12 protein-coding genes and 1 pseudogene are annotated in these 13,152 nt (G+C 70.7%); 4 read left to right on the top strand and 9 right to left on the bottom strand.

Going from position 1 to position 13,152, the window contains the following annotated elements; all coding sequences use genetic code 11:
* Positions 1-57: 57 nt before the first annotated feature.
* Together greA and AB0M99_RS06995 are read right to left on the bottom strand one after the other, a co-directional pair.
* A complete protein-coding gene (gene greA / locus AB0M99_RS07000; protein WP_365917628.1) occupies positions 58-555 on the bottom strand; it encodes a transcription elongation factor GreA in 498 nt (165 codons plus the stop codon).
* Positions 556-747: 192 nt separating this feature from the next.
* Positions 748-1,164, bottom strand: a complete 417-nt coding sequence (locus tag AB0M99_RS06995; RefSeq protein ID WP_365917627.1) for a DUF4307 domain-containing protein — start codon at positions 1,162-1,164, stop codon at positions 748-750.
* Between the two features lie 120 nt (positions 1,165-1,284).
* Here AB0M99_RS06995 and mca point away from each other — a divergent pair, with 120 nt between their 5' ends.
* Complete coding sequence (gene mca, locus AB0M99_RS06990; RefSeq protein ID WP_365917626.1) at positions 1,285-2,166, top strand: mycothiol conjugate amidase Mca; 882 nt, start codon at positions 1,285-1,287, stop codon at positions 2,164-2,166.
* Positions 2,167-2,168: 2 nt separating this feature from the next.
* Positions 2,169-2,396: a hypothetical protein gene (locus AB0M99_RS06985; RefSeq protein WP_365917625.1), complete on the top strand. Its 228-nt coding sequence runs from the start codon at positions 2,169-2,171 to the stop codon at positions 2,394-2,396.
* Positions 2,397-2,480: 84 nt separating this feature from the next.
* Here AB0M99_RS06985 and AB0M99_RS06980 read toward each other — a convergent pair whose 3' ends face one another.
* On the bottom strand, positions 2,481-5,777 hold the full coding sequence (locus tag AB0M99_RS06980) for a tetratricopeptide repeat protein (protein WP_365917624.1): 3,297 nt from the start codon (positions 5,775-5,777) through the stop codon (positions 2,481-2,483).
* 157 nt (positions 5,778-5,934) lie between these two features.
* Between AB0M99_RS06980 and AB0M99_RS06975 the strand changes: the two genes are divergently transcribed.
* Positions 5,935-7,284 carry a DUF4344 domain-containing metallopeptidase gene (locus AB0M99_RS06975; RefSeq protein WP_365917623.1) on the top strand — a complete coding sequence of 450 codons (1,350 nt, stop codon included), beginning with the start codon at positions 5,935-5,937 and terminating at the stop codon, positions 7,282-7,284.
* Between the two features lie 43 nt (positions 7,285-7,327).
* On the opposite strand, the gene AB0M99_RS06970 is transcribed toward AB0M99_RS06975, so the two are convergent.
* From AB0M99_RS06970 to AB0M99_RS06955, 4 genes are all read right to left on the bottom strand, one after another.
* On the bottom strand, positions 7,328-7,867 hold the full coding sequence (locus AB0M99_RS06970) for a hypothetical protein (protein WP_365917622.1): 540 nt from the start codon (positions 7,865-7,867) through the stop codon (positions 7,328-7,330).
* An 89-nt stretch (positions 7,868-7,956) separates the two neighbouring features.
* Positions 7,957-9,942 (bottom strand): hypothetical protein, encoded by a 1,986-nt coding sequence (locus AB0M99_RS06965; protein ID WP_365917621.1) that lies wholly within the window; start codon positions 9,940-9,942, stop codon positions 7,957-7,959.
* Positions 9,939-11,102: a 5'-methylthioadenosine/S-adenosylhomocysteine nucleosidase gene (locus AB0M99_RS06960; protein WP_365917620.1), complete on the bottom strand. Its 1,164-nt coding sequence runs from the start codon at positions 11,100-11,102 to the stop codon at positions 9,939-9,941. Before AB0M99_RS06960 ends, AB0M99_RS06965 begins: the two co-directional genes overlap by 4 nt.
* Entirely contained in the window at positions 11,103-11,846 is a 744-nt protein-coding gene (locus AB0M99_RS06955) for an NUDIX domain-containing protein (RefSeq protein ID WP_365917619.1), read from the bottom strand.
* Positions 11,847-12,187: 341 nt separating this feature from the next.
* On the opposite strand from AB0M99_RS06955, the pseudogene AB0M99_RS06950 reads away from it, so the two are divergent.
* Positions 12,188-12,271: pseudogene (locus AB0M99_RS06950) on the top strand (DUF255 domain-containing protein); the annotation flags it as partial.
* Positions 12,272-12,298: 27 nt separating this feature from the next.
* On the opposite strand, the gene AB0M99_RS06945 reads toward AB0M99_RS06950, so the two are convergent.
* Complete coding sequence (locus tag AB0M99_RS06945; RefSeq protein ID WP_365917618.1) at positions 12,299-12,706, bottom strand: PIN domain-containing protein; 408 nt, start codon at positions 12,704-12,706, stop codon at positions 12,299-12,301.
* Positions 12,703-12,975: a hypothetical protein gene (locus tag AB0M99_RS06940; protein ID WP_365917617.1), complete on the bottom strand. Its 273-nt coding sequence runs from the start codon at positions 12,973-12,975 to the stop codon at positions 12,703-12,705. The genes AB0M99_RS06945 and AB0M99_RS06940 overlap by 4 nt, the downstream gene beginning before the upstream one ends.
* Between the last annotated feature and the right edge of the window lie 177 nt (positions 12,976-13,152).

Below are 13,152 nucleotides of genomic sequence, written 5' to 3'. Positions count from 1 at the left end.
AGCCCGGCCGGGACACCCGGCCGGGCTTCTCTCATGTCTGGACCGTGCGGGGACCGCTCAGCCGGTGAAGGGCTTGACGTCGAGGATCCTGACGGAAGCCTTCTTGCCGTTCGGCAGCTCGTACTGGGCGTCCTCGCCGATCGTCTTGCCCATGACGCCGGTGCCCAGCGGGGACTGCGGCGAGTACGTCTCGAAGTCCGAGGACGCGTACTCGCGCGAGGCCAGCAGGAACTCCATCGTGTCGTCCTCGTCGCCGTCGAAGGCGATCTTGACCAGGGTGCCGGGGGCGACCACGCCGTCGGACGCGGGCGCGGTGCCGACCTTGGCGTTCTCCAGGAGCTGGGTCAGCTGGCGGACGCGGAGCTCCTGCTTGCCCTGCTCCTCCTTGGCCGCGTGGTAACCGCCGTTCTCACGCAGGTCACCTTCCTCACGGGCGGCAGCGATCTTCGTCGCGATCTCCGTGCGTGCGGGACCAGAGAGGTAGTCCAGCTCTGCCTTCAGCTGGTCGTACGCCGCCTGGGTCAGCCAGGTGACGTTCTCGCTCGTCTGGGTCACGGGTGCTCCTCGTCGGTACAGGGGGACTACATGTCCGCCAGCGGCGGACGAAACCACGAGCCTAACAATTCGGGAAGAAAAGGGGGAGGACCCGAAGGTGTCCTGGCGTTCCTCGAACACCCCGCCGCCGAAGCCGGAGCACCCGTGCGGAACCGTGCGGAACCGGGCCGTCCGGGGAGCGCGCCCGCTCCGTCAGCCCCGCGCGTCGCCGGTCGGCCGACAGGCGACCAGCTCGATCATCGTGGCCCGGCCGGTGGTCTTCAGCGAGACCATCTCGTCCACGCGCGCCGCCTTCTGCGGGAAGGTGAAGTCCGCGCGGCCGACCTCGCCGTGCTGCTCGTCCTGCGAGCTCAGGGTGCACACCCCGGCGACCGAGGCGTCCTTGCGCACCTCCAGGTGCACCTTCACCTCGCTGTCCGAGACGACCTGGAACTTGATCACCTCGGCGCTGACGGTCTGCCCGGCCACGTAGTCCCAGCCGATCCAGCCGACCACGCCCAGCAGCCCGACGCCCAGCACCGACCCGACGATCTTGAGCTTGCGGTCCGCACGCTCGTCCGCCGACCGGCCGTACCGGCCTTCGGGCAGTCCCTCGCGCACCGCGCTCATCGATCAATCCTTCCGAGAGGGCCGGGCGGCGCCGTCACAGGCATACCCCCGGAATTTTCCGTCCCCCGATTCGGTCACTATAGAAGCCGCCCACCCTGACGAATCACAGAGGATCCTGTCTTGACCGAGCAGCTTCGACTGATGGCCGTCCACGCCCACCCCGACGACGAGTCGAGCAAGGGCGCGGCCACCATGGCCAAGTACGTGTCCGAGGGCGTGCCCGTGCTCGTGGTGACCTGCACCGGTGGCGAGCGCGGTTCCGTCCTGAACCCCAAGCTCCAGGGTGACAAGTACATCGAGGAGCACATCCACGAAGTCCGCGCCAAGGAGATGGACGAGGCGCGCGAGATCCTCGGTGTGCAGCAGGAATGGCTGGGATACGTCGACTCCGGGCTCCCGGAGGGCGACCCGCTGCCGCCGCTGCCCGAGGGCTGCTTCGCGCTGGAGGACGTCGACGAGGCGGCCGGCCGGCTGGTGAAGAAGATCCGCGCCTTCAAGCCGCAGGTCGTCACCACGTACGACGAGAACGGCGGCTACCCGCACCCCGACCACATCATGACCCACAAGATCTCGATGGTGGCCTTCGAGGGCGCGGCCGACACCGAGAAGTACCCGGAGGCCGAGTTCGGCCCGGCCTACCAGCCGCAGAAGCTGTACTACAACCAGGGCTTCAACAAGCCGCGCACCATCGCCCTGCACGAGGCACTGCTCGCGCGCGGCATGGAGTCCCCCTACGGGGAGTGGCTGGAGCGCTGGAAGGAGTTCGAGCGCACCGAGCGGACCCTGACCACGCACGTGCCCTGCGCGGAGTTCTTCGAGATCCGCGACAAGGCGCTCATCGCGCACGCCACGCAGATCGACCCCGACGGCGGCTGGTTCCGCGTCCCGATGGAGATCCAGAAGGACGTCTGGCCGACGGAGGAGTACGAGCTGGCGAAGTCGCTCGTCGACACTTCCCTCCCCGAGTCCGACCTCTTCGCGGGCATCCGGGAGAATGCGTAGCTATGAGCGCTACGCAGGCAGCAATCGTCCAGTTCCTTCCGCTGGCCGGCGACACCTTCGACAAGAACAAGGTGACCCCCGGAATCCTGGGCTTCATCGTGTTCGCGGCCCTCGCCCTCGGGGTGTGGGGCCTGATGAAGTCGATGAGCCGGCACATGGGCCGGGTGGACTTCAAGGAGGCCCCCGAGCCCGCCGCCCCGGCCGCGGGCCGGGACGGCTCCCAGCCGTAGGGAACCCGCCCCCGCGCGACCGCAGCCGCGCCACCGCCGCCACCGCCCCGGAAGAAGGGGTGGGGCGGCGGAATCCGGCGTGCCTCAGGCGGGCACTCCCATGATCTCCTGCGCGTGCAGGTTCGGGACCAGTGAGAGCCGCCAGGCCTGCCAGCCCTCCGAAGGGTCGACGCCGCGGGCCAGGATCACCCCGTACGTCTCCAGACAGTCCTCCAGGCGCCCGTCCCGCAGCGGATGCGGGGCGCCCGCCAGCCGGGCCAGTTCGGCCCGCGCCTCCTCCGGGGCGCCCGGGAGCGTGTACGGGAGCAGGGTGCAGCGCAGGAAGCGGGCCCAGTCCTCGCCGCGCCGGTCCCCGTACGAGATGAACAGCCGGACCGCCTCCTCGCACAGGCTCAGCGCCTGCGCGGCCTTGGCGTTGCCCGCGTCGACGACCGCGAGCTCCAGGCAGGTCCAGGCCTCGCCGTGGGCCAGCCCGATCCGCCGGAAGTCCGCCCGCGCGTCCACCAGGAGCTGGCGGGCGAAACCCGAGTTCTTCAGGTTCCCCGTCTGCGCGGCGCGCTGGTCCCGGCTCACCCGGCCCGAGTGGTGGCGGGCGTGGGCCAGCCCGTACACGTCCCGCATCCGCGAGAACATCGTGCGGGCCCGCTCCAGCTCCCGTATCGCCCGGTCGCGCTCGCCGGCCTCCTCCAGCGCCTGCCCGAGGTAGTACAGCGTCCACGCCTCGCCGCGGGCGTCCTCCGCCTCCCGGTGCCGGGCGAGCGCCTCGCGCAGCCGCTCCACCGCCGCGCCGGGATCCCCGTCGACCACCCGGGCGCGGCCCAGCTGGGTCAGCGCCCAGGCCTCGCCGCGGTCGTCGCGTGTGCGCCCGTACAGGTCGAGGGCCAGGCGCAGCTCGGCCTCCGCCCGCTCCACCTCGCCGAGGCGCAGGTGCACCTGCCCGAGCTGGAAGTGCGCCCAGGCCTCGCCGTGCACGCTCTCGCTCTCCCGGTGCAGGGTCAGGGACTGGCCCAGCAGCCGCCGCGCCTCCGCCAGGCGCCCCAGGTCGCGCTCGACCGCGGCCAGGGCGTGCAGCCCCCAGGCACGGTCGCCCGCCAGTTCCTCGGAGGCCTGGAGGGCGAGGGCCTCTCGGATCCGGGCCGCGGCCTCGGGGAGGTTGCCCTGGTGGTGCAGGGTGATGCCGAGGGAGATCAGCGCCATGCCCGCGCCCGCTTCCTGGCGGGCCTCCATGTACTGGTCGACGACCGAGGTCAGCGTGGTGCGGGCCTTGTCGAGGTCGCCGAGCTGGCGGGCCGCGATGCCCGTGCGCCACTGCACCGAGCGCCCCAGCCGCCCGTGCCGGCCGGCCTCCACCGCCTGGGTGAGCTCGTTGATCTCCCCGAGGCGGTACAGGTCCCCGCGCAGCAGGCAGAAGTCGCAGAGCGCGCCGAGCAGGTCCAGCACCGCCTGCTGGTCGACGCCCTCCGAGTGGCGCAGCGCCGCGGTGATGAAGCTCGACTCGTCGTCGAGCCAGCGCAGCGCCGCGTCGAGGGAGGCGAAGCCGTGGCCGCCGAAGTGGTTGGCGCGGGTGGACATCTTGCCGTCGACCATGCGGATCACCGAGTCGGCGAGCTGCGCGTAGTTGCGGATCAGCCGCTCGTGCGCGGCCGCCGCCCGGGCCCGGTCCTCGTCCGCGGCCAGGCGCGCCGCCGCGTACGAGCGGACCGCGTCGTGCATGCGGAACCGCTCCCCGCGCACGTGGTCCAGCAGCCCCGCGTCCGCCAGTTCGCGCAGGTGCCGCCCCGCCTCCGCCCGGTCCGCGTCGATCAGCGCGGCGGCCGCCGCCGCGCCGAGCGAGGCCCGGCCGGCCAGCGGGAGACGGCGCAGCAGCCGGCGCCGGTCCTCGGGCAGGCGTGCGTAGGCCAGGTCGAGGGCGTGTTCCAGGGAGGACCCCGGGCCCCCGTCCGAGGCCCGCGCCGAGCCGAGGGGCGCCAGCACGCGCAGCGCCAGCGGCAGCCCCGCGCCCAGCGCCAGCAGCCCGGTCTCCGCCGCGGCCTCCGGTACGGGCCCGCCCGCCGCCCGCGCCCCGGAGCGCAGCACCTCGGCGGCCTCCGGCCCGGCCAGGCGCTCCACCGGCAGCTGGTGCACCCAGGCAGACAGGTCCGCGGGCAGCTCCAGCGGCTCCCGCGCGGTGACCAGCACGAGGCTCTCGGAGCGCTCCGGTACGAGGAGCCGTACCTGGGCCGCGTCCACGGCGTCGTCGAGCACCACCGTCACCGGGAGCCCTTGCAGGTGCTGGTGGTACAACTCGCTGAGCCTGCGCACCTGTTGCTCCGCGGACGCGCCGTCGCGGAAGAGCAGCTGCTCGCGCGGGGCGCCCAGCCGGTTCAGCAGGTGCAGCAGCGCCTCCCGGGTGGGCAGCGGGGCCTCGGCGCTGCCGGTGCCGGTGCCGGTGCCACCGCTTGAGCCGGAGCTGCTTGTGTCGGTGCCGCTTGTGCCGGTGCCGGGGTCGGTGCCTCCCGGGCCGGGTCCCGTGGAGCCGCCCCGCAGGTCCACCACGCAGGCGCCCCGGAACTGGTCCCGCAGCTCGTGCGCGGCCCGCAGCGCCAGCGTGGTGCGGCCCACTCCCGGCTCGCCGTGCAGCACCACGACCACCGGCCGGGTGTCCGTACTGGCCCGCGCGGCCTGCACCCACTGCGCGATACGGGTCAGCTCGGCCCTGCGCCCGGCGAACGCCTCGCCCTGGCGCGGGAGTTGCCCGAAGGACTGCTCCAGGGCGCTGCGCCGGCGGGCCTCCGCGCTGCGGTCCACGGCACGGCGCGGCGGGATGCCGTTGGCGGCCCGGGGCGCCCGCGCCGCCGCGGCCACCGTGCGCTGCTGCTCCAGGAACGGGCGGATCCCGCGCACCTCCAGGGCGGTCAGCCACTGGAGCCGGAGCTGTTCCGCGCCGCCGGGCCGGCCGAGCTCCCCGGCGCGGCGGTTCGCCGCGGGCAGGTGCAGGGCCGTGACCTTGGCGACCGTGGCCGTCGCCCCGGCGACCGCGGCGATGGTGCCCGCCGTCAGCGAGGTGCCCACCGCGACCCCGAGGGCGAGGTCCGCCCCGGCCGCGGCGAGTGCGGCAACGGCCGTCACCAGCAGCGCCGTCGAGGTGTTGGTGCGGCGGAAGGCGTCGCCGATCGACTCGTCCCCGGCCGCCGCCTCGTCCAGGGCCCGTACGTACGCCTCATACTCGGGGGCCGCGCTCGCCGCGAGGGCGTCCAGCGCCTCCTTGCCGCGGGCCAGCAGCGCCGCCCGGTCCACGGAAGCTCCCGATCCGCCCGCCGCCGCGGGCATCGTCCGCCGGGCCTCCTCCTCCACGGCCCGCCCCAACAGCCGTTCGGCCTCACTGCGATGGCTGTCCCGCATCGGCATCCCCCTCAGAGAGCTGGCTCCGCAAACGTGTCCCAAGTGTCCGCCGGGACGCCCGCGAGCGCGAGAGAATCTGAGCTAGTTCAGAGGGAGTTGTCGCGCCAAACCCCGGCCAATCCCCCTGGTGACGTAGAGTATTGACACGATCACCGGTATGAAGATCGTCGCGCGGGTGAAGCTGATGCCGGAGGCCGACCAGGCCGCCGCGCTGCGCTCCACTCTGCGCACGGTCAACGAGGCCGCGTGCCGGGTATCGGCGGTGGCGTTCGAGCGCGGTGTCCCGCGTGAGTACGAGCTGCGCGAGCACAGCTACGCAGAGCTCAAAGCCCGTGGTCTCGGTGCGCAGGCCGCGCAGCACGTCATCAGGAAGACCCGCGACGCGTACACCGCCCTCAAGGCCAACATCAGGGCCGGGAACCTGGGCGGGCCCGGGTCGAAGCGCCGGGTCAGGGCGGAGTCGAAGCCGGTCGCGTTCCGGCCCGAGGCCGCGCAGCCGTATGACGACCGGTGCCTGTCCTGGCAGTACGACCAGCGGACCGTATCGATCTGGACCACCGGCGGACGGCTCAAGAACCTCCGCTTCGCGTGTGCGCCCGACGCGCTCAAGATGCTCCCCGAGCACCGCAAGGGTGAATCCGACTTGATCGAACGCGACGGTGTGTTCTACCTGACCGCCGTCTACGACATCCCCGAGCCCAGGGAGTTGAATTCGGTCAACTATGGTGGCCGGATGGGGAAGCGTTGGGGGACGTGGGGACTGTGCGGGGCGCTGCTGTCGCTGTTGTCGGCGACCGGGTGCGAGCTGCCGCTGCCGGAGCAGGGTTTCCAGGTGCGGCACGAGAAGCCCGTGGCCGCCGATGCCGAGAGCGCCCGGCTGCTGACGCAGTGGCGGTTCGACCAGATGGCCGCCGACCAGCTGAACGCGTACGTCGACCTCCCGTACCGGGTCACCGTCGTCGGCCTCTCCTGCGAGGGCGAGGGCACCGCGTACGACTCCCGGACCCACCGCATCGAGCTCTGCTACGACGACCTGACGCAGGTCCGCGACCTCTTCCGGCGCGCCGGGGCCGGGGCGGGGCGCACCGAGGAGGAAGTGCTCGGCGACCTCGTCCGGGAGACGCTCTTCCACGAGGCGGGCCACGCGCTGATCGACGCCCTGGACCTGCCGGACCAGGGGGACCGGGCCGAGGAGGACGCCGCCGACGACTTCGCCCGGCTGATGCTGCTGGACCAGGGCGCGAGCGGCGAGGAAGCCCTCCTGACCGCCGCCACGGGCTACGACCTAGAGGCCGCCGAGGACCCCGACCCCGACCCCGACCAGCAGGACGTGCACGCCCCCGACGCCGAACGCGCCGAGGCCCACCGCTGCGCGGTCTACGCCGCGTCCCCCGCCCGCCACGAGGCCCTCGCCACCGAACCCCGCGCCACCTGCCCCGCGACCTGGACCCGTACCCGCGACACCTGGACCCGCGACCTGGCCCCGCTCCTGCGGCACTCTCCCTGATCCGGGGGACCGGGGAGAACGGCGCGGGGCCGGGATGGCGGTGCTATCGCTCCGTGTAGCGAAGGAACTGCCAGGCCAGTACGGCCAGAGCGAGCGTCTGCGCGAGCGAGACGATCACGAGAAGGGGGTGAGCGGCGCGAGAGCACCAGAACGCGGATACGCAGACCATCGGCAGGGCCAGGTACGTGAACAGGTCCACGGTCGTCTGAAGCCGCTTGCGCGCGGTGCGGCCCGCATCGCCGCGGTGATAGACCTCCCAGCCGAACACCGTGTTGCGGGCGGCAGTGAGCTCACCCAGCCGTGGTCCCAGCTGGTCGCGGATGTAGCAGCCGATCGCCGAGATCTTCTCGTCGTTGACCAGGTAGGTCCAGCCCAGGATCAGGGAGATCACGGGGACGGCGAGCAGTAGTTGGGCCTGCCCGCTCTGGACGCTGATCGCCACGACCCCGGTGGCGGCGGCGAGCGTGAAGTAGAGCAGATTGTCACGGAAACCTATCCGGGTCTGCTGTTCCTGCTTGATGGAGCCGTACTCGGCCAGTAAGAGCTTGCTCTCGGTGAGGTCATCTGTGGTGGTCACGGTCATTCCTAGGCTCGGGGCGCGGCCGGGTCGACGAGTGGGCGGGCAGGACACCGGGTTTCCGGCCCCTTGCCCGCCCCGAGGGCCCGGAGCACTCAGTCGTCAGTGTGGAAGGACGGCAGGTTGTTGGGGTTGTTCCGGTCGATCCAGCCCTTTCCGTCCGCCGCGATTCCTTCCAGGAGGCGGAAGGTGTGGATGAAGCCGGCCGCATTGAGGTTGATCTCGGAGATTTCCCGGGCGTTCTCGTCCGGCGCCAGTTGATGGGCGTCGGCGTCCTTGACGCGGATGTTCCTGGCCGGGCCGTTGGTGAGGACGAGTTCCAGGTCGTAGCCCGTCTGGGCGCTTTCCGTCACCTGCACGGAGGACAGCGCCTCGAACCGGTAGTTGCTCCGCTGCTCGTTGTCGCGCTTCGCATCGGTGAAATCGAATTCCGAGCTGATCTCGCGAACTCCGTCCTGGGTGACCAGGAACAGCCGGAAGCTGTACCGCGAGTACCGCCAGGGACCGCGCCTCGCGCGCCCCCGCTTGTAGGGGCGTGCGGGCGTCACCAGGATGGTGTGGGTGATCAGGTCGCGCCAGGTGAGCTGGTAGTGCCGGAGGGCTTCGTCGATGAACAGGGTCTTGTCGCAGTTGAGCCAGGTCTCCATTTCCAGCTCGGTGGGGCGCGTGGCGTCCAGGAACGACTTCCAGTTCTGGTGGGCGATCTGACGCTCACTCAGCTTGGTGTCGTGTTCCCGGGTCTCCCTGGCCAGTCGGTGCTCTTCACGCCGGGCCTCCAGCCACAAGGAAGCGGCGGCGTGTCCGGACCAGCCCGCACCGGCCGCGGCCAAGAGGGTCAGGAACATCCGCGACGCGCCGGCATCCGAGGCCGCTGTCGCGAGCATGGCCAGAGCCGTGAAACCGAGAACGCCGAGGGCGACCGCGGACAGGGCCTTCGACGTCGCGGGAATCCGGTCCTGGGGGCCCTGGTCGAACAGGGTGCCCCTGTTGTGGCGGTCCCGGGCGTCCTCGGCGAGGTAGCGGATCAGCCAGGTGACCCGGTCCACATTGATGCGGTTCTCGCGGTAGAGGAGCGCGATCTCGGCGCTGAGGCCGTACCGGATGTGGACGGTATGGCCGAGCCATTCCTGCGGGGCGAATCCGTGCGGCGTACGGATCGCGAAATAGTGGTCGAACGCGTGCCGGACGCGGTTGGTGAACCCGTCCCCGGTGGCGTTGGGGTCGGCCAGGTGCGGGACGTGGGCCTCGGCGGTGGCGTTCGGCCGGCGTTCTCGGCACCACCATCGGCGGCCGAAGCGGACTGCGGTCCAGCCCGCGCAGAGCGCCACCAGCAGCTCGATGACCGCCTCGACAGGTTCCGAGACCAGTGCCGAGATCCAGAGGGCCGCGCTGCCGACGGTGAACAGGACGGCTCGGGCCGGGAAGGCCGCCTGGGCGGCGGCGATGGTGGTGCTCGGGCGGGGCGGCAGGGCCCGCGGCCCGATGGGGTCGGGCTCGAAGTAGGCCCAGATCCGCTGTACCCGGTCGTTGCCGAAGCGGTCCGCCTCGGCCCGCTCGCGGTTCTCTGCCCACAGGGCGTCCTTCAGCCCTCCCGTGAGTACGAGGTCGAGGTGACGCAGGATCGCCTCGCGCTGGCGGGGCGGCAGGGCCCGCAGCCGTTGCAGTACGAGCCCGGTGTCGCTGTCCGCGGTGCTGAGCATCGCCAGCAGTTCGAACGTGATGCGCAGGGCGCTTCGCCACTCTCCCGCGGCGTAGTTCCGCACGAGCCCGGAAGCACGACGCAGCCGCTGGAGCTCTTCGGTGTTGAGGTCGTGGTACGAGCGCGCGCTGAGCATGGCGAGCACCCAGTGGAACTGGACCTCCGCGCTGTCGTGCCCATGAGCGATCGCGTCAGTGATCATGTCGCGGGCACGGCTCGGGATGCCGTCCTCCAGGAACCGCACACCCACCCTGTACTTCTCCGCCGGAGAGGCATCCGGATGGACGAAGTAGACATTGGAATTGTGCACGGTCTCGGCCTGGATTCCGACGGTGGAATCGTATGCCGCCGAGTGGTGCGTGAAACCGCCGTTGTCGTTCATGCCGAGCCACCCGCCGCAACGACCAGGGGCGCCAGCCTGTCCGCCAGCAGGGGGTGATCCGCGATCAGACCGCGCAGCCTCTTGAGCGCCATGGCCGTTCGCTTGGACGATCCGGGGGCGTCCTCCCTCGCCGTCCGGCGGGCGGAGTCCAGATCGACCAGTGCCTCCCGGCAGGTGTCCTCGTCGAGGGCGCCCTCGGCGAGGTGGCGCATCAGGTGTTCGCGGAAACCGTCGAGTTCCGCGACCAGGTCCTTCGGGGCGGACGGCTTCGGGTCCGCGCTGAAGTAGACGTTGCTGTTCTTGACCGAGCCCGCCATGATGCCGACGGTGCTGCTGTGGGCCGTGTTGGTGACGTGCCCGGGGAGTTGGCCGGTCGAACCGGCTCCGTCGGCCGGGCGCGTGGCGAACTGCTGCTGATCACGGACCAGTTCCACGGCCAGCCGGGTGGCGAACGCCGCGGCGTTCGCGGCGGCCCGCGGCTGCCAGCTGCGGTCCGTCGTGCTGCTCTTCGTGCCGTCCGCCCGATCGCTGATCCCTCGGACGATCGCGACCGGCGCCCCGCTGAGATGCCCGGCCTGCGCCACGCCCGCGGCCTCCATCTCGATCGCGAGGGCGTCGTTGTAGTGATGCCGGATCCACTGCGCCTGGGCCGAGATCTTCGAGTTCTGCACGATCTCGCCGGCGGCGATCGGACCGAAGCGCACCTGCGGGGCGTCTCCCTCGCCGGGTACGTCGTCAGCCCAGTCGTTCATGCGGGCCAGGTGCGAGGCGAGCTGGCTGATCTCGTGGGGTGCCTCCCATGCCCGGGGGCGGGCCTTGAGCCCGTCGTCCTCGCTGGTCCCGCCGTGGTAGGCGTACACGTGTGTCGCCATGACCACGTCGCCCAGTCGGGCGCTGTCCCACAGGGCGCCGGCGACACCGACGAATAGCACGGCTGCTGGCGAGAACTCCTGAATCGCGCGCTCGGCGATCACGGCGGCGGATTGGTTCCCCTTGTTCGTCAGGCCGAGCGCAATACGGCACGAGGTGCCCTGCACGGTCCCCACCTCGAACCGCGTCCCGCGCTCATGACGGTGTAACTGAGGACCGGCCAGCCTGCGATGCACTGCCTGGTACTCGAGATTGAGGGCGGTGAGGATCACCACCAGGTCTTGCGACATCTATTTCCCTTCCCCTTTCGGGTTCTCTTCCGTCGTGGATGGCGCAGGTCGGATCAGCGGCGGGAACAGTACGGTCTGCGGTCCGGCGCGGTACAGCCGCGCGGGCCTTCCTCCGGTGGTTCTCCGGCTTGAGCCGGCGGGGACGATGAACCCCTTCGCGGCCTGGACCTTCCTGTAGAAATTACGAGTGTCGAGTTCGGCTCCCCAAACGGCTTCGTACACCTGCTGCAACTCGACTATCGTGAAGCTTTCTCTGCAAAATGCCGTGGCCAGGGGAGAGAATTCGAGCTTGGTGCGGGCCTTTTCGATTCCGTCCGCCGCGATCCGCTGGTGATCGAATGCGAGCTCCACCTTGCCGGACAGAATGGATTCCGCCGGAACCCATGCGGCGTCGCTGGCATCCGTTCCCGCTACCGGGTCTGGGAGTTCCGGCGCGATCGCCAAGTGGGCCACGGAGACGACCCGGCCCCGCGGGTCGCGACCCGAGTCCCCGTAGGTGCCGAACTGTTCGAGGTGCACCCTGCTCGCGGTCAGGGCGGTCTCCTCGTTCAGCTCGCGGTGGGCGGCGTCCAGGATCTCCTCGGTTTCGTGGTTCAGGAATCCACCGGGCAGGGCCTGCATGCCCCGAAAAGGCTCTTCGCCCCGCTCCACGAGGAGGACGCACAGCCGACCTTCATGCAGCGTGAGGATCACGAGATCGACCGTCAGCAGTACAGGCGTGGGTGACCATGCGTCAGCTTGCATGCCAAGTACGCTACTTCAGTTACTGTCACTTGCACAAGAACTAGGTCACCGAGCTCCCGGCCGCCGCAGCGCGAAGGAGGGGGCGCCGGGGTCGGCGGCCAGGCCCGGCTGTGCCCAAGTGCCCGGTGGCCTGGACTGCGACCGGTCCGGAGGAAGGTGCGGGGATACGCAAAGAGGCCCTGGACGGACCGCCCGGTCCCTCCAAGGCCTGCGAATGGGGCGGGTGTCACTCCACGCGGTAGCGGTGGGCTTCGACCAGCTCGTCAGGGCTGAGCTCGGTGCCGTTCCTTACATGTCCCCGAGATCGACCGTGAGGGAGAACGGCACGGTGGCCCTGGACGCCGGAGGCGTTCGAGGAAGCGCGGCGGCGGAATGTGCCTGTTCTGCTGTCGGTCGGATACTCCGCGTGCCACTCGTGCCAGTGAGTTCGCGAACCCGGTAGCCGGCGGTGCTTACACGTCTCTGATGATCACGCGCTTCCCGCAGAGCTTCGACCAGTCGTCACGGTCGGAGGTCAGAACGATCACAGGAGCCGGGGCGCGGAGCGCGAGTGCGGAGACGAGGGCGTCGATCGCGTACTTGTGCCCGTGCAGCCCGCCTGCGTCCTGAAGCAGCTCTACGGCAGTCAGGGAGTCCTCCTGGCTGACCGGTTCCACTCGCAGTCGGGAGAGCACCCACTTCAAGCGCGCTAGATCGGTCTTCCCGTGCACGGCTTCAACAATGGTCAGCGCGGACACGAGGACGGGAACCCCAGCCTGCCGGGATGCCTCGATGCGAGCCGCCATACTGCGGTCGTTGCGCAGGAGCAGAGAGAGCGCCTCGGAATCGAGCACCAGCGAGCGGGCCGGCTGCTCCTTCACGCGGCGCCCCGCTCGACATCCTCGGCATTCACGTCTCCGAACAGCTCGCGACGAGCGGCTTCGATCTCCTGCTCCGTGAGCGCGCCGTGCTCCTCCTCGTGGGACGCCACGATCTCGGCGAGCCCGTCCATGGCGAGCTGGTGCCTGACGGCTTCGGTGATGTAGCTGGACAGCCCGCGGCGGCCGGTTCGGGAGCGGAGCTCGCTGACCAGTTCGGTGGGCATGGACACGGAGATGTTCTCCGTGGTCCCGGCTCGATTCTGCTTCATATCGGAAGTGTAAGACGGCATCTATTACAACGAGAAGGTTTGAGGTATCGGCACGGGCGAGGGGGTGACGGCGGAGGCGCGCGGCCGCCCTCGGGGGCGGTCGCGCCCGTCGTGGTGACGGCCCCCTGGAGGTTCCGATGTTCCGAGGCCCGGGCCCGTGAGGGTTCCATCGGTCGC

Origin of the sequence: Streptomyces sp. NPDC051183, from assembly GCF_040682455.1 — a bacterium.
GTDB lineage: Bacteria > Actinomycetota > Actinomycetes > Streptomycetales > Streptomycetaceae > Streptomyces.
Note: the sequence above shows the minus strand (reverse complement) of the source record. Positions and strands in the feature narration are given on the sequence as shown.